Source organism: Haladaptatus pallidirubidus (genome assembly GCF_020700235.1).
In the GTDB taxonomy this organism is placed as follows: Archaea; Halobacteriota; Halobacteria; order Halobacteriales; family Haladaptataceae; genus Haladaptatus; species Haladaptatus pallidirubidus.
In genome coordinates this window covers 1,727,802-1,746,354 of record NZ_CP085301.1, presented here as the reverse complement: position 1 = coordinate 1,746,354, position 18,553 = coordinate 1,727,802, and the positions used below count along the sequence as shown (strand labels likewise).

The 18,553-nt window shown below is 59.5% G+C and carries 24 protein-coding genes; 10 read left to right on the top strand and 14 right to left on the bottom strand.

Going from position 1 to position 18,553, the window contains the following annotated elements:
* Positions 1-15: 15 nt before the first annotated feature.
* Both LIX15_RS09600 and LIX15_RS09595 read right to left on the bottom strand, forming a co-directional pair.
* Entirely contained in the window at positions 16-207 is a 192-nt protein-coding gene (locus tag LIX15_RS09600) for a hypothetical protein (RefSeq protein ID WP_227773516.1), read from the bottom strand.
* 680 nt (positions 208-887) lie between these two features.
* Entirely contained in the window at positions 888-3,854 is a 2,967-nt protein-coding gene (locus LIX15_RS09595; protein ID WP_227773515.1) for an FAD-binding and (Fe-S)-binding domain-containing protein, read from the bottom strand.
* Positions 3,855-4,224: 370 nt separating this feature from the next.
* Between LIX15_RS09595 and LIX15_RS09590 the strand changes: the two genes are divergently transcribed.
* Positions 4,225-4,524 (top strand): PadR family transcriptional regulator, encoded by a 300-nt coding sequence (locus tag LIX15_RS09590; RefSeq protein ID WP_049972199.1) that lies wholly within the window; start codon positions 4,225-4,227, stop codon positions 4,522-4,524.
* Here the strand turns inward: LIX15_RS09590 and LIX15_RS09585 are convergent.
* The 4 genes from LIX15_RS09585 to LIX15_RS09570 are packed head-to-tail and all read right to left on the bottom strand — an operon-like array spanning position 4,521 to position 7,238.
* Positions 4,521-5,168, bottom strand: a complete 648-nt coding sequence (locus LIX15_RS09585; protein ID WP_227773514.1) for a winged helix-turn-helix domain-containing protein — start codon at positions 5,166-5,168, stop codon at positions 4,521-4,523. The genes LIX15_RS09590 and LIX15_RS09585 overlap by 4 nt on opposite strands.
* A 46-nt stretch (positions 5,169-5,214) precedes the next feature.
* Positions 5,215-5,604, bottom strand: coding sequence for a hypothetical protein (locus LIX15_RS09580; RefSeq protein ID WP_227773513.1), 390 nt, complete (start codon positions 5,602-5,604; stop codon positions 5,215-5,217).
* 33 nt (positions 5,605-5,637) lie between these two features.
* Positions 5,638-6,363, bottom strand: coding sequence for a DUF7530 family protein (locus LIX15_RS09575; RefSeq protein WP_227773512.1), 726 nt, complete (start codon positions 6,361-6,363; stop codon positions 5,638-5,640).
* Positions 6,360-7,238 (bottom strand): NAD(P)H-binding protein, encoded by an 879-nt coding sequence (locus LIX15_RS09570; RefSeq protein WP_227773511.1) that lies wholly within the window; start codon positions 7,236-7,238, stop codon positions 6,360-6,362. Before LIX15_RS09570 ends, LIX15_RS09575 begins: the two co-directional genes overlap by 4 nt.
* A gap of 79 nt (positions 7,239-7,317) precedes the next feature.
* Between LIX15_RS09570 and LIX15_RS09565 the strand changes: the two genes are divergently transcribed.
* The 4 genes from LIX15_RS09565 (at position 7,318) to LIX15_RS09550 (ending at position 9,574) form a co-directional block, all read left to right on the top strand.
* The gene (locus LIX15_RS09565) at positions 7,318-7,797 is read left to right on the top strand and encodes a DUF456 domain-containing protein (RefSeq protein ID WP_227773510.1); all 480 of its coding nucleotides are present in this window, start codon (positions 7,318-7,320) and stop codon (positions 7,795-7,797) included.
* Between the two features lie 73 nt (positions 7,798-7,870).
* Entirely contained in the window at positions 7,871-8,347 is a 477-nt protein-coding gene (locus tag LIX15_RS09560) for a cupredoxin domain-containing protein (protein WP_227773509.1), read from the top strand.
* A complete protein-coding gene (locus LIX15_RS09555) occupies positions 8,344-8,991 on the top strand; it encodes a DUF192 domain-containing protein (RefSeq protein WP_227773508.1) in 648 nt (215 codons plus the stop codon). The genes LIX15_RS09560 and LIX15_RS09555 overlap by 4 nt, the downstream gene beginning before the upstream one ends.
* Before the next feature lie 97 nt (positions 8,992-9,088).
* On the top strand, positions 9,089-9,574 hold the full coding sequence (locus tag LIX15_RS09550) for a GNAT family N-acetyltransferase (protein WP_345412644.1): 486 nt from the start codon (positions 9,089-9,091) through the stop codon (positions 9,572-9,574).
* Positions 9,575-9,701: 127 nt separating this feature from the next.
* On the opposite strand, the gene LIX15_RS09545 is transcribed toward LIX15_RS09550, so the two are convergent.
* The gene (locus LIX15_RS09545; protein WP_227773506.1) at positions 9,702-9,887 is read right to left on the bottom strand and encodes a hypothetical protein; all 186 of its coding nucleotides are present in this window, start codon (positions 9,885-9,887) and stop codon (positions 9,702-9,704) included.
* 794 nt (positions 9,888-10,681) lie between these two features.
* On the opposite strand from LIX15_RS09545, the gene LIX15_RS09540 reads away from it, so the two are divergent.
* Complete coding sequence (locus LIX15_RS09540) at positions 10,682-10,972, top strand: hypothetical protein (protein ID WP_227773505.1); 291 nt, start codon at positions 10,682-10,684, stop codon at positions 10,970-10,972.
* A gap of 50 nt (positions 10,973-11,022) precedes the next feature.
* Here LIX15_RS09540 and LIX15_RS09535 read toward each other — a convergent pair whose 3' ends face one another.
* The 3 genes from LIX15_RS09535 to LIX15_RS09525 form a co-directional block, all read right to left on the bottom strand.
* Positions 11,023-11,457: a hypothetical protein gene (locus LIX15_RS09535; RefSeq protein ID WP_227773504.1), complete on the bottom strand. Its 435-nt coding sequence runs from the start codon at positions 11,455-11,457 to the stop codon at positions 11,023-11,025.
* 82 nt (positions 11,458-11,539) lie between these two features.
* Positions 11,540-11,749: a hypothetical protein gene (locus LIX15_RS09530; RefSeq protein WP_227773503.1), complete on the bottom strand. Its 210-nt coding sequence runs from the start codon at positions 11,747-11,749 to the stop codon at positions 11,540-11,542.
* Positions 11,750-11,796: 47 nt separating this feature from the next.
* Positions 11,797-12,471 carry a protein kinase domain-containing protein gene (locus tag LIX15_RS09525; protein WP_227773502.1) on the bottom strand — a complete coding sequence of 225 codons (675 nt, stop codon included), beginning with the start codon at positions 12,469-12,471 and terminating at the stop codon, positions 11,797-11,799.
* Between the two features lie 5 nt (positions 12,472-12,476).
* Here LIX15_RS09525 and LIX15_RS09520 point away from each other — a divergent pair, with 5 nt between their 5' ends.
* The 4 genes from LIX15_RS09520 to dhaM all read left to right on the top strand — a co-directional run bounded on the left by LIX15_RS09520 (position 12,477) and on the right by dhaM (position 15,361).
* Complete coding sequence (locus LIX15_RS09520; protein WP_227773501.1) at positions 12,477-12,668, top strand: helix-turn-helix transcriptional regulator; 192 nt, start codon at positions 12,477-12,479, stop codon at positions 12,666-12,668.
* Positions 12,669-12,805: 137 nt separating this feature from the next.
* The gene (gene dhaK, locus LIX15_RS09515; RefSeq protein WP_227773500.1) at positions 12,806-13,807 is read left to right on the top strand and encodes a dihydroxyacetone kinase subunit DhaK; all 1,002 of its coding nucleotides are present in this window, start codon (positions 12,806-12,808) and stop codon (positions 13,805-13,807) included.
* Positions 13,808-14,236: 429 nt separating this feature from the next.
* Entirely contained in the window at positions 14,237-14,983 is a 747-nt protein-coding gene (dhaL, locus tag LIX15_RS09510; RefSeq protein WP_227773499.1) for a dihydroxyacetone kinase subunit DhaL, read from the top strand.
* Positions 14,984-15,361, top strand: coding sequence for a dihydroxyacetone kinase phosphoryl donor subunit DhaM (gene dhaM / locus LIX15_RS09505; protein ID WP_227773498.1), 378 nt, complete (start codon positions 14,984-14,986; stop codon positions 15,359-15,361). It abuts the gene before it with no gap.
* A gap of 22 nt (positions 15,362-15,383) precedes the next feature.
* Here the strand turns inward: dhaM and ptsP are convergent, their stop codons facing one another.
* From ptsP to LIX15_RS09485, 4 genes are all read right to left on the bottom strand, one after another.
* The gene (ptsP, locus tag LIX15_RS09500) at positions 15,384-17,057 is read right to left on the bottom strand and encodes a phosphoenolpyruvate--protein phosphotransferase (RefSeq protein WP_227773497.1); all 1,674 of its coding nucleotides are present in this window, start codon (positions 17,055-17,057) and stop codon (positions 15,384-15,386) included.
* Complete coding sequence (locus LIX15_RS09495) at positions 17,054-17,320, bottom strand: HPr family phosphocarrier protein (RefSeq protein WP_227773496.1); 267 nt, start codon at positions 17,318-17,320, stop codon at positions 17,054-17,056. The genes ptsP and LIX15_RS09495 overlap by 4 nt, the downstream gene beginning before the upstream one ends.
* Before the next feature lie 66 nt (positions 17,321-17,386).
* Positions 17,387-17,629: a hypothetical protein gene (locus LIX15_RS09490; RefSeq protein WP_227773495.1), complete on the bottom strand. Its 243-nt coding sequence runs from the start codon at positions 17,627-17,629 to the stop codon at positions 17,387-17,389.
* 9 nt (positions 17,630-17,638) lie between these two features.
* Positions 17,639-18,553: an MIP/aquaporin family protein gene (locus LIX15_RS09485; protein WP_227773494.1), complete on the bottom strand. Its 915-nt coding sequence runs from the start codon at positions 18,551-18,553 to the stop codon at positions 17,639-17,641.

The window sequence follows — 18,553 nt, the reverse complement described above, 5'->3', positions numbered from 1 at the left end:
TCGTCGGTGTTTCGCTCAGTCTCCTCCTGTCACGCTGTAAATGACGAACAGATAGCCAATCGTCGAAACGCCGTAGTTCACCGTCAACAGCATACGACTGTTCTCGAAATCGTACAGAAACGCGCTGAAGGTGGTCGCGATTGTCGCCGCCACGAGAATCGAAAAGCCAATTGAGAGGACGAGCATCGACTGGCGGTTAGTCTGCAAATACGCCGCATCGACAGTCCCACCATAGTAAGACCGGTTGCCGCGAGAACGACACTGAGTACGATATAGGTGATTTCGATAACTTGCATCTGGGAGTTGTCCCTCGGTGTACGTCACCTACAATTCAGGCAATAAATTTAAAATTATTCAATACTGCAGGTCAGTAGTTGGACTGGATGTGTAATTGATAATTTCGCCAGTGAATCGAGCTGTTCGACACACGATGCACCACTCGCGACGACGAGTCCGCGTGACACTTTTTCGACAGCAGATTCGTCAACGGAAACACTGCGGTCGTAATTGTTGGATTTGTAGCCGAAACTTCCGGCCATGCCACAGCACTCCACGTCGGTCGTTTCGACTCCGTAACCCAGCTGTTCGATGACGACGGCGATGTACGGTTCGAAGCCGAGTGTTCGCGCTTAACAGTGGTCGTGGGAGGTGACTCCCCGTTCAGATTCGGAACCTAACTCCGAGACCGTTTCATTCCCAATGCGGGTTCGTGATGGTTTAAGGGCACCTGCTCGAACTCAGCCATCGTCGTCCGGGTGAATCCGACATCGAGTTCCCGCAAGGAGTCCCGGAAACCGAGGCAGTGTCGGCAGACATGTCACAACGTGGCGCGTTCTCGAATAAATAGTTACGGACGATTGTGGGCAGTGGTGCTGGACGTCAGCGAGTTACGAGTGGTGTAGGGCCGCCGCGACTTTCTCGATTGGGTGCGGCGGACGCGTCCCGCGGCCTTCGAGTTGGGTTCGGCAGGATGCGCCGGGCGCGACGACGGTTTCGGCGTCGCTTTCGTCCACCTGTTCGAACAGGATTCTTCCGATTGCCTGCGAGAGGTCGTACTGTTCGGCCCGGTAGCCGAAACTTCCCGCCATACCACAGCATCCCGAATCAAGCGGGTCAACCTCGTAACCCGCACGCCGGAGGACGCCGACCGCGTGGTGGTCTTTGCGAATCGCTTTTTGGTTGCAGTGGCCGTGGTAGGCGAGCGACTCGCCTCTTTTTCGAAACCGAATTCCATCATCCAATCGCTTTATGTCGATAAACTCGCAGACACCGAAGGTGTTCTCCGCGACCGTTTCAACCGCCGAACCGGAAAGCAAATCGCGGTACTCATCCTGAAACATCACCGCGTCGGAGGGTTCCACGAACACCACCGACCAGCCGTCTTCGACGCGATTTTCGAGATCCGAAACGTTCGTTTCGGCCCGCTCGCGCGCGCTGTCGAGGAACCCCTCGGAGTATGCGGCCCTTCCACTCGGTTCGAGATCATCTGGAATTTGGATGTGAACCCCCGCAGCTTCGAGAACGCGAACCGCCGCCTTTCCGGGCTCCGGATAACTGTAGTTCGTGAACGTGTCGGGAACGAGTAAAACCCGTTCGACGGCGAATTCGGAGCTAATTCGCGGCCCCCGCGATTCGAACCAGTCAGTGAACGTTTCGCGGGTGAAGCGCGGTAGGTCGCGTTCTGCGGCGATTCCGAGCGTCTTTTCGGCGAGCAATCCGGCACCCGGAAGTTTCGTGGCCCAGTTCGAAATCGGCGCGAGCGCGCTTCCGAGGGCGGAAGCGCGCTCCGCCTCGGCGAAAAACCTGTCGCGTATGCTCGCACCTCGTTTCCGATGACTGGCGTGTTTCACTTCGGCTTTTAACTTTGCGAGATCGACGCCCGTCGGACAGTCGCGGGCGCAGCCCTTACAGCCCAGACAGAGGTCTAACACCTCCTCCTGAAATTTGTCGGAATACAGCTCTTCGGTCGGGATTTCGCCGCTGATGGCGGCTCGGAGGAGGTTCGCCCGCCCGCGCGTGGTCGTCATCTCGTCCTTCATTCCGCGGTAGGACGGACACATCGTTTCGCTCTCGGTCTGTCGACAGGTGCCACAGCCGTTGCAAAGTTCGACGAGGTGCGAGAAACCGCCCTCTTCCGAGAAATCCTGCACCGTCCTCGGTTCGATGGATGAGTATTCGGGGCCGTATCGGAGGTGTTCGCGCATATCCGCTTCATCGTCCTGAAAGACGACTTTTCCCGGATTCAGCCGCCACTCCGGGTCGAACGCGGTTTTGAGCTCCGTGAACGCCTCCCAGAGTTGCGAACCGTACAGTTTCGGGTTGAACTCGGTTCGGGCGAGGCCGTCTCCGTGTTCGCCCGAAAACGACCCGTGGTGGGAGAGAACGAGCGAGGTCACGTCCTCGGCGATTGCGTGCATCGTCTCGATACCGTCTCCCTCTTTCAGGTTCAAAATCGGTCGAATGTGGAGGGTTCCATTCCCGGCGTGGGCGAAGTAGGCCGCCGTGGTGTCGTGGTCGTCAAGAATCGCCATAAACTCCCGGACGTACTCGGCCAGTTCTTCGGGCGGAACCGAAGCATCCTCGATGAAGGGATACGGTTTCGGGTCGCCTTCCATGCTCATCAGGAGCGGAATCGCGGCCTTGCGGAGCTTCCAGAGGCGCGCTTGGTCGTTCTCGGAGTAGGCTTCCAGCACGTCGAAGGCGTCTCCGGCGTGGACGAACTGCGCGTTCGTCTCCGCGACGGCCGACTCGAAATCCGAGTGGAGTTCGGAATCGAACTCTAACATTAGTCCGGCCTCCGCCTCCTCCGGAATCGGTTCGGCGTACTCCGCGAATTCGGTCGATTCGCGGGCCAGACGAAACACCTCGTCGTCCATCAACTCGACTGCGCTCACGTCGAAATCGAGCGCGTCGGGAACTGCCGACAGCGCCGAAACGAGGTCGTCGTAGCAGTAGAGCGCGAGCGCGGTTTCTTCGGGCCGAGTCACCAAATCGAGCGTCGCTCGGACGACCACGCCCAGCGTGCCTTCCGACCCGACGAACAGTTTCGAGAGGTTGACATACGTCTCGCCGTCGCGTTCGTATACGACTTTGTGGAGATTGTAGCCGCTGACGGAGCGTTTGAGCGTCGGATAGCGCGATTCGATTTCCGCTTCGTTTTCTTCGACCAGTCTCCTGACGGTTCGGTACAGTTCGGCTTCCCTGTCGTCTCTTTGGATTATTTCGTTCCACTCCTCGCCATCGACCTCGATTTCCCGGGTGTGGATGAGCGACCCGTCCGCCAGTACCACCTCCAGTTCTGCTGTGTAGGCGTCGGTGATGCCGTATCGAACCGAGTGCGCGCCGGTCGAGTTGTTGCCGATGCCGCCGCCGATGGTCGCCCGATTCGAGGACGCCGGGTCGGGCGCGAACTTCAATCCCCACTGCGCGAGGTGGTCGTCCAAATCGTCCTGCACGACGCCGGGTTCTACGGTTGCCTGCTGGGATTCCGGGTCAACGTCCACGATGTCGTCCATGTTGCGTGAAAAATCGAGCACGATACATCCCTGCCCGACCGACTGTCCCGCGAGCGACGAACCGGCCCCCCGCGGGAGAATCGGTGTGTCGAACTCCGCGGCGATGCGAACCGCCGCTTGCACGTCCTCGACGCACGTCGGAAAGACGACGCCGACAGGTCGGGCTTGGTAGATGCTCCCGTCGGTGGCGTACAGCAGTTGCGTATACTCATCGAAGCGAACGTCGCCATCGACGACGGAGCGGAGGTCGGACGCGAGTTCGGGGTGGGCGTCCGCGCGGTCGTGGTTGAGCGACTTTCGGTACGTCTCGAAGTCGGGATTCTCGTCCCGTGTTGCCATGCTAGATAAAAACATACATAACGACATAAATCCGATGCAGATTCCGAGACGCGATATCCAAAATACTAAACATGAATTTTCTCAGATAATTTTCGTAGGTTTGTTCGGTAGATCGGCGTCAGACGGCCGTAGTCGTGGTGTCACCGGGCGACGCAATTCAAATTTCGCGAGGTTCACTCGCGAGATGTGACGGCCGGGAAACTATCTTCGCAGTTTGGATAGAGCAGCAAACAGTCGTTTATACAACAATTCTTACCGACGTGGAAGACAGGATGAGGGAGAGTACAAACCGCAAGCAAGCGGTCGGTTACCCTCGATTTGGCCATCACTCTTTTGTCTATTGCATGAATCTGTAGTATTAGGGAGAACCATGCACGACCTGACTGGTTTCCAGCGAGACCTGCTGTACGTCATCGCTGGACTAGACGAACCTCACGGACTCGCCATCAAAGAAGAACTCGAAGCCTACTACGAAAAGGAGATTCACCACGGGCGACTATACCCGAATCTCGACTCGCTAGTGGATAAAGGACTGGTGGAAAAGGGCCAGCGCGACCGCCGAACGAACTATTACACGCTCACTCGCCGCGGCGCGCGAGAAATCGAAGCGCGGCGGGAGTGGGAAGAACAGTACGTCGGCGAAGACGTTTCTCAAACCCAGACCGTTTAAGGAGAGAGCGCGGTGCCGATAACGGCCGCGTTTAACGCTTTAACGTTGCCGAAAACCGGATTTGCCTCATCGAGAACGTAGCTATTGCCGGATTCTACGAGTATACCGAGATTCGCGAGTCGTTCGACGTGCATCCACACCGATTTTTTGGACAAGCCGACGAGTTCGTGGAGGTCATCCTGCGTAATGTCTTCGTCTGCATCCATCGAGAGCAACGCGTCTAGCATCAAACGAACCGCCTCTGGACTGGCGATGTCGCGGAACCCGTCCTCCGCTCCGTGTTCGTCGGCGCTGACGCGCAGACGCTCCGCGGTCTGCGCGACGACGCTTTCCGAATTCGGACGGTACGCCTTGTTCTCTTCCCGAAATACCCCGAGTTGGACGAGGTCATCCAAACGTTGCTCGACGGTCTCCTCGCTCTGGTCGAGTTCGTGCGCGAGTTCTTCCGCCTCCCACTCACCGCCCGTCGCGGCGGCGAGGCGAACCAATCCTCGGGTGGCGGTGTCTCGGGTTAGAAAGAGCCATCCTGAGGGGTACGAAAGCCGTGCCTCCCGAACGCCATCTTCGTCTGCGAGCTCCCACATCTCGTCTTGATTGTGGGCGGTGCGGAGAGTCCAATCGTGGGCATCTGCGTGAAGCGCCATTGGTTTTCATCTGTGCGTAAGGGTATTTAATCTTGCACTCTCCTCGTCAGGTCGGCGTCGATTCGCACGAAACCGTCCACGTCAGGTCAGAGCAGTCGGTAAGCCGACGATACATGGCGAGTAAACCGGCTGAGCGCGTATCCGGGAGCACGTGCAATTCAACCGATTGGTACCTGACGACGACACGAAACGTCGTATCTCGGTCGTGGTCGCGGACGAGATACATCGGTACCGGTAGGTCGAACCAGTCGCCGTAGGTGTACGGGTCGGACTCCAGCGTCTCCTGTACGAGGGCGGTAAGGCGCTCCTCGGAGCAGTCCGAACCGGGCGACAGGCGAAAGATAGTTTCCCCCTCGTAACGGACGCCACCGCCGCGCGGATACGTCCGTCGCGGGCGGTGCGGAATCGAAAACGACGGGTCGCTATCGTCTACCATCTTCACGAAATATGCCGTCATTGGTTAAATAGTTCAGCCACGGGAGCGAACGAAAATCGCGCTTCCGGAGACGCATGTGACGGCGATGACGTGGCCGACGAGGGCGAAGACGAGCAAACCGTGGTCCCGGACGAACGGGACGAGGACGAGTTGAAGCAGTGAAAATCCGATAATCAACGCATCGACCTTCCGAAGTTGACTCCGAGTTTCGCGGTCGGTCGGACGACGAACAGCGACCCAGAATCCGGTGACGCTGGCCCACCACGCGGTTCCGATTCGGTAGCAGACGTCCCAAAGGATGAGCAGGGTGAGAAACACCGCTGGAATCGGTGGCTCGGTTCCGAGAATCGATTCGAGCAGCGGCGTACCTGATTGCCGAGGATTGTAGACGAACAGGTAGGTAACCAGTCCGACGTAGGACAGCAGGCCGAGAACGATCTCGATGCTCGACCCGAAAAGCAGTTTCCGGTACGTGGCTGGCGTCGACAACGTTCGAATCCGCCGCGCGATCGCGAGCATCAGCGCGCTTCCGGTAGTGGCCACGACGACCGCCGCGGTTCCTGCGGGGACGCCGTCCCAGAGGTCGTAGCGCAACGCGATGGCCAAGAGTAGCCCCTCGAAGAGGACGAACTGAATCGTCAGCGCGAGCCAGTCGGGAAGCGTGACGCCCGGAACCGCGTCCACGATGCTCTCGTACGTCCACTGGTACGGCCCCTGCTCGTCTTGGCTCGTCCGATTCGTCGGATTCGCCCGACTCATGCGACTGCCTGTCGGACTGCTTTCTCGACCGGCGTCAGTTCGACCGGGATGAGGGAACGAATCCGGTCGTCTTCGACCACCGTGCGCGTTTTCAGGCCGAGGATGAGCGGATGGGCGACATCCTTCGGCACGTCGGTCACGAGGTCAACCCAGTACGCCGACAGCTTCGGCGTCAGGACGGGAACCGGAACCATCGTCGCTTTCCTGTCGAGGATTTCACCCGTCATAAGCACCATCTCACCGTAAGTCAGCACGTCCGGACCGCCGATTTCGAACGTTTCGCCAGCCGTTTCCGGCGTGTCGAGAACGCCGAGGAGGTACGCGACGACGTCGTCGATGGCGATGGGTTGACACTCCGTTCTGACCCACTGCGGCGTAATCATTAGGGGTAGACGCTCCGCCAACTGCCGCACGATTCGAAAGCTCACGCTGTCCTCGCCGATGACAATGGCCGCCCGAAGAACGGTGATGTCGTAGTCGCCGTTTGCGAGGATGTGTTCCACCTCTCGCCGGGATGTGAGGTGGTCGGAAAGCGTCGTTCGCTCGCCGCCGAGTCCGCTGAGGTAGACAACGCGCGAAACACCGGTTCCGCGCGCCGCATCCACGAAATTTCTCGCCGCGCCGCGATCTCGTTGCATGAAATCGCCGTCCTCGCCCATGGAATGAACGAGGTAGTAGGCGGCGTCGATTCCCTCGAAAATTCCGTCAAGACTGTCACGGTCGTTCAAATCGCCTTTCACCACCGAGACGCCCATCGGCGGGTCGTAGGACGAGGGTTCGCGAACCAGTGCAGTCACGGCGTTGCCTTCCGCGACGAGTTCGGGCACGAGATGGCGTCCGACGAATCCAGTCGCACCGGCGACGAGTACCGTCATTGTCGATAGTCGGCACGCTATCGTTCAAAAGCTATCGGGCAACCCGTGAGGTTATGGCTTGCGAGTGTGATATTTTCGTATGGATTGGCTCTTCCTCGTTGCCGTCGCTCTGCTGTTCGCTGGCGTCCTCGGAAGCGTCCTGCCGCTTCTTCCGGCGGTTCCGCTGTCCCTCGGCGGAATCTACGTTTACTGGTGGGGGACGGGGTTTTCCGAACCGGGACTCCTGTTCGTCGCTGGCGCGACGATTGTGGGTGCCATCGCCTTCGTCGGGGAGCATACCGCGAGTGCCGTTTCGGCCAAAGCGAGCGGCGGGTCGCTCTGGAGTGCGGTCGCCGCAGGTGTCGTCGGCGTGGTCGCGCTGGTGGCCACCGGGCCGGTCGGAATGGTAATCGGCGTCGCGCTCGCTACCTTCACCGTCGAGTTTTATCGGACACAAGATGCGAAAAAGGGCGCGAAAACCGCAACATACGCAGTCGTTGGCCTGCTCGCGTCGGCGGTGTTTCAACTGCTCGTCACGGGGTCGCTCCTCGTTGGTTTCGTCGTCGCAGTGTCGGTTTGATGCAGGCGAAACACGACTCCAAGCGACACAAGGTTTCTTTGCTCACTTCGTCGTTTGACGGCCGGGGGATTCCATGACCGAGAAGCGCGAAACGACATTCGACAGGAGAACAGCCCTCAAAACGCTCGGCGGCGTTGGTGTTCTGGCCGGTGTCGGTGGAACTGCGACCGGACAGGAAACCGGTGGGGAGCCGTCCGACGGAGGACAATCGGACGGCGGGCAGTCCGTTCGAGGAACGCCGATTCTTCTCGTCGGCGAAATCGAACATTGGTACGGACTCGCTCCGTCGCAAATACACGGGGAAGAAAATCCGACGCTTTCGCTTCGACCCGGACAGCAGTACACCCTCGTCTGGATGAACGTCGATGGAAAAGAACACGAACTCATCATCGAGGATCCGGACGGAAACGAGATTACCGCGACGGAATCGACGTCGACGCCGGGAGCGACGCGCCAGGCAACGTTCACCGCCGCCGAGCGAATGAGCCAGTACTACTGCGAATACCACCCACAGCGGATGCGCGGGGACGTGTCGGTCGGTAATTCTTGAACGTCGAACGTCGGAATGGAACCGCTCTACACCGCGGATTTTTGTCGATTGGTCGCGTTCTTGCGGATATGCGCGTGACCCCCGCCCTGCTGGTCGCTTGTCTCGTCGTCTGCTCCGGCTGTATGGGCCTCGGAATCGACTCGGAGGGGACGATGCAGTCGAACGATCGGTCTGGCAACCAATCCGGCGACAGGTCGGTGACAGCCGGGACATCGACAACAGCGATGACCGACGCGAAAGAGAACGTCTCCGCCGCGTTCGTCGCGGACGGCGAGCGAACGAACGTGACGCTAGAAGTGGCAAATTCGCCGGACGAACGCTCACAGGGATTGATGCACCGGGAGTCGCTGCCGGAAAATCACGGCATGGTGTTCGTCTTCGATAAAGCCCAGCCACAGACGTTTTGGATGAAAAACACGGTTCTTCCGCTCGACATTATCTTTATCGCGGCGGACGGAACCGTCATCAACGTCGAACAGGCCGACCCGCAACCGAATGCGAGCGATTTGGAACTCGAACGCTATTCGAGCGATTCGCCCGCAAAATACGTGGTCGAGATGCGGCAAGGCTTCGCAAACCGAGAGGGTATCGAATCGGGAACCGAGTTCGTCTTCGAGGGAGAACGTCCAACGACCGAAAACTGAGCGACCGATTGAAAGCCGAGTTTACTTTCCCCAACTCTGTTGGTGATTCAGAACTGTTACCCCGGCGCATGGCGTATCCATTGTGGAGATGAACGGAATGGAGATTCGACCCGCGAACGAGGGGGATTTCGGCGCGATTCGGCGAATCGCACACCGTGCATGGGACGAAGCCTACGACGACATTCTGGACGAGGACACCATCACGGAAACGGTGTCGTCGTGGTACTCGAACGAATCGCTTTCTGATGCGCTCGACAAGCCCGGAACGGCGTTTCTCGTTGCAGTCACGGACGACGAACTCATCGGATTCTGTCACGCCGTGTTCTACGAAGACGAAGGCGACGTGCTCCGACTCTACGTAGACCCGGACGACTGGGGAAACGGCGTGGGAACCGCACTACACGAGCGTCTCCGCGAGGATTTCCACGACTTCAACACGAAACGGATGAAGGCGATGGTGCTCGCGGACAACGACATCGGCAACGAGTTTTACAAACGGTTGGGTTTCGAGAAAACCGACGAGGCATCGGTCGAACTGGGCGACGAAGAGTACGCAGAGAACGTCTACACGTACGCATTCTGAGTGAAACACGGTGAATCGAGAACACAAAGCATATACACCATGACCGACAAATCGCTGATACCTCGGGTACACGAGGCTTTCTTTCGGACTACACGGCCAGCGACCGCTGGTTTGACCGCGGTGACCATCACAACACGGGAGCGCAGCTCGCGGTTGCGGAGCTCCGCGAGTACTTCGTCGCCGGAAAGGCCGGTCGACGATCGAAGGGAACGACGCTCACCTCGTTGTCGAGCAGATCTAGCGCTTCGTGGCCTTCGTGGGCCCGCCGAACATCGAAAGAATCCTCTAACCACGCCGCATAGAGGTCCGTCATGTCTTTCGTGTCCAAGCTTTTCCAACGAGGGTAGTTTATTAATGAACGTTCGTCATAGTATCTTTATATCTTGTGGTTGCGGAATCCGAGAATAGCTAAATATATTTTGTACTCTGTGCATATTCTATGCGAATACTATTCACCGGAATAAATAACTGATTCGGGTTCGAAGCGGGAAATGGAATGTCGAAAACCAGTAGTCGCTTTTGCCGGACGCTCCGGCAATAACACAACCCCTCAGGAACGATTCGAACGTCTTCTCGAACTGCCACCGAGTGCGAAACTCGTTTATCGGGTTCTACAGGAGAATGCGCCCCAAACCCAGCGACAGGTGCGCAAAGAGGCGCTACTGCCCGCCCGAACGACGCGCGCTGACTGACGAAACTCAAACAACAGGAACTTGTAGAGGAACGTTTGTACGTTCCCGACGCGCGAAAGCGCCTCTACGCACCCCTTCCGACGACTCGACCGGACGACGCGTGACGTGCGGTTCGGTCTACTCGAAAATTGACCGTTCATTTTCATACTGTAATCGCGCAAAACGGTGACTGCATCTAATACGGCGATAATTGACATCCGACGCCGAATTCGCTCGACGGAACACGAAAGCGCACCGTGTCGGTGCGCAACCTGACTGGGCCTCGGTGACTCGCGCCAACCGCCACCCATTGAAAACCGTACACAACTGGCACTATTCGAAATTCGGCATTATCATGCAAGCACGTTATGTACGGGGTGCGACTATTTCGCCGACCGCTTCATAACCGGTCGTGTCATTTGTTTCGAATAGAACAATGCCGTCGGACGAACAACCGTGGTTGCAGAAGCGACGACCTCGCATCGACCCACCGTCCCACCGAACCGAACACGAACGGTCGAAGCAGTACGCTCAACTGCAGGCTGAATTGGAAACGCTTCGACAGCGCCTCGCTGAGACGGAGGCCAGATTGAAATCGCTCGAAATGGAGTGCGAACGCCGGGAACGACTCGTCAGGTCGTGCTCGATATGCGGACGCGTTAGCACCCACCGGGGGCCGGGAGCACTCTGTCCGTACTGCGACCACGGTACGCTTCACCGTGTGTGAGGGTGAATTCCCGATGCCAGTGGGTGTTCACAGAGCGAAAAACGGTCTCTCTACCGTGCCCCGGAGAGTCCGCTGACGTTCTGCTGGAGTCGAATCGTCGCCGTCAGCAAAAACGCGCCGATCGTCACGACGAAGACGCTTTCGACGCTCCGGATCACGAGCGACTCCACTCCCAAAAGGATGCCCAAATCCGCAAGACCGAGCAGACCGGAGCAGACGAGCACCGGAAGCAGGTGTCGGCGGAGCGTATCAACCGACGTTCCCTGCGTGAGCGATTCGAGTCGTTCACAGAAGACGACGCCGTAGGTGGCAAACGCAAGGCTTCCGCCGCCTTTGATGAGCGCAACCACGGAGCCACGGCCGATGAAGAGGACGATGAGCAATTCTACGACGAAGGCCAACTCGATTCGCCGGAGACGAGACAGCCGAATCCGTTGCTCGCTCTCCAAAGGCGCGAGCGCGCTATTGTAATACAGCTCGCGCATGGCGAATGCGAGAAATACCGTGCTGAAAAGCAGCGCCGTGTGACCGAGTGCGATTACCCACCGGCCGTCGGATATCGTCCGGCTATCCCCAACATTCCGTACACGAGACCGGCGATCCCGATAAAAACGAGATAGCACCAGAACGGTCGCTGAGACTCCAATCGTTCAGCTGGAGGTTTCGAAAGGCGTACAGCCCGAAAATACCGGCGGAGACCGCGAACAGTCTGGAACCGACGAACCGGACGATGCCCGCTCCGACGTCGGTGCCGACCTGTGCGAGTGGGATGGCCATCTGTCTATCGTGAACTAAACGTCTGTTTACCTGATTCTCTCGACCAGTCAGACAGAAACCACACCCGTGCACCGTTCGAGCGCGACTAGCAGGTCGTCCACGGTTTCGTATCGCGCCTGCTTTCGCTTCGCCAGCGAGCGGGAGAGCACGGTATCGACTTCTTCGGGGAGATTCGGATTTCGCTCCGTCGGGGTCGGCGGGTCGTCTGTCGTGACCTGCCCAGCGACGACGTGGGATTCGCCCGAAAACGGCGGTTGCCCGGTGAACAACCCGTACAGGAGCGTTCTGAGTCCGTACACGTCGGTCGAGTGGTCGATGGTGCCAAACGCTCCCGGGTCGAGATGCTCAGGCGCGGCGTAGGCGGGCGAAATCGGCGGTTGTCGTCCCATTGAGTGACTTCCAGGCAGTTCACGTTCGTCCATCACAACGACCGCGAGTCCCCAATCGCCAATTTTCGGCGCTGGCCACGTCGAACCGAGAGAGGTCGAAAACCTGACCGCTGGCGGGCACAGTCCGCCGTGAACGACGCCGAGTGCGTGTGCGTGCGAAACGGCCCGAACGAGGCCGTGGGCGAACCACTGCGATGCGTCGAGGTCGGCGTCGAAGTAGTCCGCGAGCGTTCCGCCGTCGGTGAACTCCGTCGCGGCCCACGGTTTCGGTGACTCCCCGTGCGCCTGGACGGCTAGAATGTGGTCGTGGGAATGATACTGTTCGCGCGCCATCAGCGATGAACAACGATCTGTCCAAATACCGCGACCGATGCGAATTGAGCCAGGGCGAACTTGCCGAAACGGTCGGCGTCACCCGACAGACCATCAACGCCATCGAACGCAAACGTTACAACCCGTCGCTGGAACTCGCGTTCGAGCTCGCTGACTACTTCGACTGCCGCATCGAAGACCTGTTTTCGCCGGAGTAGTTCACCTGTCGGGTGTTCGGTTTGTCCGGCCAGTCCGGAATCGACCGGGAGTTTTCGAACCGCAGGGTTGAATGTCGAACTTCTCATCGAATCCGAAGAAATCGTTATGCGCTACCGGGTCGTTGCTAGCATGGAACATGAAAAAGCTCATCAACGAACCGTCGGCCGTAGTCGACGAGATGTTGGACGGAATGGTTTCGGCTCACCCGGACGAACTCCGGCGACTGGCAGACACGAACGTCCTCGTCCGAAATGACGCCCCCGTTTCGGACAAGGTCGCGGTCGTCAGCGGTGGCGGAAGCGGCCACGAACCGACGCACGCCGGATACCTCGGGCCGGGAATGTTGGACGGAGCGGCGGCGGGCGAAGTGTTTACCTCGCCGACCGCCGACGAAATCAGCGAGATGATTCAGGCCTGCGATTCCGGTAAAGGGGTCTTGAACGTCGTCAAAAACTACGAGGGCGACGTGATGAACTTCGAAACCGCGGGCGAGTTGGCCGAGATGGAATCCGACGTAGAAGTCGCGGAGGTCGTCGTCAACGACGACGTGGCGGTCGAAGATTCGCTGTACACCTCCGGCCGGCGCGGCGTCTGTGGCACGATCCTGGTTCACAAGGTCGCCGGCGCGATGGCGGACAGGGGCGAAGAGTTAGACGAAGTAAAACGCGTCGCGGAGAAGGTAATCGACAACGTGGCGACGATGGGAACCGCCCTGACTTCCTGCGTCACGCCCGAGAAGGGCGAACCCACCTTCGACCTCGCCGAGGACGAAATCGAACTCGGCATCGGGATTCACGGCGAACCCGGCGTCGAGCGCGTGGAGATGATGTCGGCGGACGAGATTACCGAACGCCTGACCGAGAAAGTCTTTGACGATTTATCCCCCAGTTCCGGGGCGGAAGTCCTCACCATCGTCAACGGAATGGGCGGCACCCCGCTTTCGGAACTGTACGTTGTGAACCGGAAACTCCAGTCGATGATGGAGGAGCGCGATTTCATGACCTGGGACGCGTGGGTAGGCGACTACATGACCTCGCTCGACATGCAGGGCTGTTCCGTGACGGTGCTGGTGCTTGACGACGAACTGAAGGAGCTGTTAGCGCACCCGGCGGCAACGCCTGCATTGACGGTTCAATAGGTGTTCAGTGCCGGATTTTTTGTTTGAACTGGAGTACTAATCTCCGATCGGCGTTGGTCTTCTACGTGCCGGTTCGTATGATTCTTCTTCGTTTGTATTGCGCCCAGGAACTGACTCCGTGAGGGAGACACCAACCTCCCCATCGTGGGGCATACTTGGTTCGAGAAACGGAACATTCTGTCCACAGCCATTCGAATTAGTCGTCAACGTAACTCCTCCGATTCCTATCGTTGTGGCGGTAGCGAGCACGTGGCGACGAGTGAGTTCCGTGATTGCGATGATACAGTGAGGGGTGTATGCTTTCTGAAAATACTGACCTATCTCTCACGGCTGTGTTCGCCATTTCTAAATCTGGATAGCAACCACCAAAACTTCTCCTGCACTCGGGAGAAATCTTTACCCCTCCCGCCGCGTGCTATCTCAACATAGATGGGAACTACCGAACAAGAGGCAGTCCGCGCGGCGGTCGAACGCGTCGCGGATCGGATGGCCGACGAAAAGGAATACCTGACCGACCTCGATTCCGCCATCGGCGACGCCGACCACGGGGCGAACATGAACCGTGGCTTTCGGGCGGTTCACGAAAAAGTGAGCGAGATGGACGACGCGCCGCCCGACGAACTCGTCAAAACGGTCGGGATAACCCTCGTCTCCGAAGTCGGAGGGGCCGCCGGGCCGCTGTACGGCGGATCGTTCATGACCGCCAGCGCGGAACTCGGCGACGGAATCACGGCGGAATCGAGCGTGGCGTTCGCCGAGGTGTTTTTGGAGAAAGTAAAAGACCGCGGCGACGCACCGGTCGGTGCAAAGACGATGGTCGATGCCATCACGCCTGCGGTTCACACCTACAAGAAATCCATCGAGGAGGACGACCTCAAACCAGTAGAAGCACTGACGAAAGCGGTTGACGCCTGCGAGCGCGGCGTGAACTTCACGACGCCGATTCGGGCCACGAAAGGGCGAGCATCGTACCTCGGCTGGCGGTCGGTCGGCCACCAAGACCCCGGTGCGACCAGCACCCTGTTCATCGTGAAGTCGATTCGGGAAACCGCGGTCGAGTATCTGGGAGACGGCGACCTCGAACCGGATGCCACCTCGCCGACGGTGCCGGACGAAGACCCCGCAGAGGCGGAGGGCGATGAGGAAGAACAGGAAACCGAACAGGAGGAACCGTAGATGGTCGGACTCGTCGTCGTCTCACACAGCCTGAGGGCCGCGGAGGGCATCGAAGAAGTTGCCGCCGAAATGGCGGGCGACACGCAAATCGAGGCGGTCGGTGGCGACGGAGACGGCGGAATCGGAACCAGCGCGACGGATATTCAGGACGCGCTCGACTCGATTTCGGACGGGGAGGCGGTCGTGTTGGTCGACCTCGGAAGTGCGGTGATGAACGCCGAACTCGCCATCGAGATGTCGGATACCGACGCGAAAATCGCGGACGCGCCAGTTCTGGAAGGGGCGGTCAACGCAGCCGTTTCCGCGACCAGTCCGAAGGCAACCCTCGATTCCGTGCTGGAATCGGCGGAGGAGGCGGGCGAGATTTCGAAGGTGTAGATTCAACTTTCGACGTTCGAGATTACTCCAGCATCTTTAGCACTTCCTTCCGCGTTTCAGCAGAAAGTGCGCGCTCTGCGAGTTCTCTTGCTTCCTCCGAATCTACGCCCGTAATTCGCGATTTTACCCCCGGAATCGTCACGGCGCTCATGCTCAGTTCGTCCAGTCCGAGACCGACCAGCAGTTCTGTCACATCAGGGTCACCGGCCATCTCGCCGCACATGCCGACCCACGCGCCGCCGTCGTGGCCCGCAGACACCGTCCGGCGAATCGCCCGCAAAACGGGCGGGTGAAGCGGGTCGTGGAGGTCTGCGACATGTTCGTTTTCGCGGGAAACCGCCATCACGTACTGCGTGAGGTCGTTGGTACCGATGCTGAGGAAATCGACCCGCTCCGACATCGACTCCGCCATGAACACCGACCCCGGCGTCTCTATCATCACGCCGAGTTCCGGCATCTCGTACTCGATCCCATCCTCGTCCAACTCTTCGGCGACCTGCTCGACGCGGGCGAGCGCCGCGTCGAGTTCTTCCACGTGCGAGACGAGCGGGAACATCACGGCGAGGTTGCCTTCCGTTCCGGCACGAAGTAGGGCGCGCAGTTGGGTTTCGAACAGGTCGGCGTCGGTTCCGAGCGAGCGCCGAATCCCGCGGTCGCCCAAAAACGGGTTGTCCTCGTCCGGCGTGTCGAGGTACGGAATCGGTTTGTCGCCGCCGATGTCAAGCGTTCGGACTATGACTCGTTCGTTCGGGAAGGTGGACAACGCCTCGACGTATGTGTCGTACTGCTCATCCTCGTTCGGCGGGGATTCGCGGTCGAGAAACAGAAACTCCGTACGGAAGAGGCCGATACCGTCGGCACCCGCTTCGTCCGCCGGGTCGAGTTCGGCGAGGGTTCCGACGTTCGCGGCAACTTCGATTTCCGTCCCGTCCGCCGTCGAAACGTAGCGTTCGATGATTTCGGTTTCCTCGTCGGTTGCACGACTTCGGGCGGATTCGTCCGGATCGATGACCACGAGACCGTCCGTTCCATTGACCAGCACTGGCCGCCCGTCGGCTACTTGCGCCAGTTCGTCGCCGACGCCGACCACGGCGGGAATCCCGAGCGACCGGGCGAAAATCGCGGCGTGTGACGTTCGACCGCCGAACACGGTGGCGAATCCGGCGACTGTTTCAGGATCGAGTTGTGCTGTGTCGCTCGGCCCGAGTCGCTCTGCGAGGAGGACTGTGCCCTCGGGAAGGTCGCCGAGTTCGACTCGGCCGCGGTCGGTCAGAATCCTCAGCAGTCGGTCGCGGACGTCCCGAAGGTCGTCCGCTCGTTCGGACATCCGGCCCTCCAATCCCTCGAACTTCGCAATCGGGTCTTCGAACGCCTGCCGAACCGCGTGGGGGGCGGGAATCCCGTTTTCGATGGCGGTTTCGACGCCGCCGGTGATCGCAGGGTCGTCGAGGAAGGCTTTGTGCGCGTCGAAAATTTCCGCCTCGTCGTCGCCGACGCGCTCGCGCGCACGCTCGCGCTCGTCGTCTAGTTCCTCGTGGGCGCGTTCGCACGCCGATTCGAACCGTTCCAGTTCCGCGTCGGTATCGACGGTTTTCGGGTCGGGGAGGTCGGACAAATCCGTCGTTCCGCGGTACCAAATTACGTTGCCGAATCCGGTTCGAGGCGTCACGCCGACGCCCGAAAGTTCGACGGTCACAGCTCACCTTCCGGCGTCGTGAGAACCGTTTCGAGCGCGTCGAGGGCCGCTTCTTCGTCCTCTCCCTCGGCGACAAGGTGGACTTCGTCGCCCTGTCGAGCATCGAGTGTCGTAACGGAGATCATGCTCCGCGCGTTTACCGGGTCGTTGTCCGCGGTGGTGACCGTGATGTCGGCGTCGAACTCGTTCGCGGTGGCGACGAATCGCGCGGCAGGTCGAGCGTGGAGGCCGTCTTCTGGGACGATGGTTACTGTTCGCTCCATGTGGGTCTGCTATGAGTTGAACGGGAACCCGCTTCAGGCTATCGCTGATATCCTCGTTTCGGCATATCACCGTTTCCAACGTTTGAGACCCCACTGCGCCCGCGTATATCCGAGCGCGAACAGCACCGTTCCGACCAGCATAAGCGATCCGCCCAACATCGGGTTCTGAACCGGCGCACTCGGGTCGGAAATAGCGACCAGTACGATTCCGGCCGCGAGGACGGCCAGTCCGGCGAGGGTTATCGGGTCCAGAAATACCAGCCGAAGGTAGTCGCCGGTAGACCCTTTCGACTCATCGGAATCCGACACGGTGGACACCTAACTCCCCCCTGTCGGGCGTTCCTGTTCTTCGTCGTGAACCGCTGGTTCTTCCGGTTCGATGTCCTGTTCTTCGAGTCGCTTGACGTACCGTCGCGTTAGTACGTCGTACAGACCGCCACCGATGATGCCGCCAACGGTCGTTGACGTGGCCGGAAGCCACCATCCCCCGCGCGGGCCGGGGAAGGCGATTTCACCCCATCCGGCGATGAAGCCGAAGATTCGCGGGCCGAGGTCGCGGGCAGGATTCAACGCGGCCATGCTGATTGGCGCTTCGTACTGCACCAGCGCCGCGACGAGCAGACCGATGAGGGCCGCCGCGAGACCGGGCGTCGCTCGCGTCCCCATCGGATTCCAGTCATCCACGAGCGCGAAGATGACGGCGACGAGGATAGCCGTGATGACCACCTCGCTGAAGAACGCTTGCGGGAACGAGACGAGAAACGCCGCTTCCTGAAGCGTCTCGAAATCGCCGACTTTTACGCCTGCGAACGCAGGATTCGGAAAAAACGTCCAGAGCGTCATGCCCGTGATGGAACTTCCCGGTTCGCCTCGAACCACGTTATTCGCCTGACTGAACTGCTGATAGTAGCCAGACCACGTCACGAACAGCGTCGCGGCGGCCAGAAACGCCCCGACGATTTGCGAGGCGACGTAGCCCGGAACGTGTTTCCACGGAAAGTCTCGCCAGACGGCGTTCGCAATCGTCACCGCCGGGTTGATGTGGCCCTCCGAAACACCACCGACCCAGTAGACCGCGAACATCACCGCGAATCCCCAGAGTACGGCGACGCCGAACAGGTCGAATCCGCCCGTCAGCACGGAAACGACGACTGCACCGTCGCCGAGCAGAACGAGGATGAAGGTTCCGACGAGTTCGTTGACGTATTTCGCTCGCCAATACTCTTCCGCCAT

Excerpts from the sequence above, each read along its gene's own strand:
- LIX15_RS09495 (WP_227773496.1), bottom strand. The coding sequence starts at position 17,320 with ATGGAGCGAACAGTAACCATCGTCCCAGAAGACGGCCTCCACGCTCGA.
- LIX15_RS09595 (WP_227773515.1), bottom strand. The coding sequence starts at position 3,854 with ATGGCAACACGGGACGAGAATCCCGACTTCGAGACGTACCGAAAGTCG.
- LIX15_RS09570 (WP_227773511.1), bottom strand. The coding sequence starts at position 7,238 with ATGACGGTACTCGTCGCCGGTGCGACTGGATTCGTCGGACGCCATCTC.
- LIX15_RS09525 (WP_227773502.1), bottom strand. The coding sequence starts at position 12,471 with ATGGCGCGCGAACAGTATCATTCCCACGACCACATTCTAGCCGTCCAG.
- LIX15_RS09590 (WP_049972199.1), top strand. The coding sequence starts at position 4,225 with ATGCACGACCTGACTGGTTTCCAGCGAGACCTGCTGTACGTCATCGCT.
- LIX15_RS09545 (WP_227773506.1), bottom strand. The coding sequence starts at position 9,887 with ATGACGGACCTCTATGCGGCGTGGTTAGAGGATTCTTTCGATGTTCGG.
- LIX15_RS09530 (WP_227773503.1), bottom strand. The coding sequence starts at position 11,749 with ATGGCCATCCCACTCGCACAGGTCGGCACCGACGTCGGAGCGGGCATC.
- dhaM (WP_227773498.1), top strand. The coding sequence starts at position 14,984 with ATGGTCGGACTCGTCGTCGTCTCACACAGCCTGAGGGCCGCGGAGGGC.
- LIX15_RS09520 (WP_227773501.1), top strand. The coding sequence starts at position 12,477 with ATGAACAACGATCTGTCCAAATACCGCGACCGATGCGAATTGAGCCAG.
- LIX15_RS09560 (WP_227773509.1), top strand. The coding sequence starts at position 7,871 with ATGACCGAGAAGCGCGAAACGACATTCGACAGGAGAACAGCCCTCAAA.
- LIX15_RS09565 (WP_227773510.1), top strand. The coding sequence starts at position 7,318 with ATGGATTGGCTCTTCCTCGTTGCCGTCGCTCTGCTGTTCGCTGGCGTC.
- dhaL (WP_227773499.1), top strand. The coding sequence starts at position 14,237 with ATGGGAACTACCGAACAAGAGGCAGTCCGCGCGGCGGTCGAACGCGTC.
- LIX15_RS09585 (WP_227773514.1), bottom strand. The coding sequence starts at position 5,168 with ATGGCGCTTCACGCAGATGCCCACGATTGGACTCTCCGCACCGCCCAC.
- LIX15_RS09580 (WP_227773513.1), bottom strand. The coding sequence starts at position 5,604 with ATGGTAGACGATAGCGACCCGTCGTTTTCGATTCCGCACCGCCCGCGA.
- LIX15_RS09540 (WP_227773505.1), top strand. The coding sequence starts at position 10,682 with ATGCCGTCGGACGAACAACCGTGGTTGCAGAAGCGACGACCTCGCATC.
- LIX15_RS09575 (WP_227773512.1), bottom strand. The coding sequence starts at position 6,363 with ATGAGTCGGGCGAATCCGACGAATCGGACGAGCCAAGACGAGCAGGGG.
- LIX15_RS09550 (WP_345412644.1), top strand. The coding sequence starts at position 9,089 with ATGGAGATTCGACCCGCGAACGAGGGGGATTTCGGCGCGATTCGGCGA.
- dhaK (WP_227773500.1), top strand. The coding sequence starts at position 12,806 with ATGAAAAAGCTCATCAACGAACCGTCGGCCGTAGTCGACGAGATGTTG.
- LIX15_RS09535 (WP_227773504.1), bottom strand. The coding sequence starts at position 11,457 with ATGCGCGAGCTGTATTACAATAGCGCGCTCGCGCCTTTGGAGAGCGAG.
- LIX15_RS09485 (WP_227773494.1), bottom strand. The coding sequence starts at position 18,553 with ATGGCGGAAGAGTATTGGCGAGCGAAATACGTCAACGAACTCGTCGGA.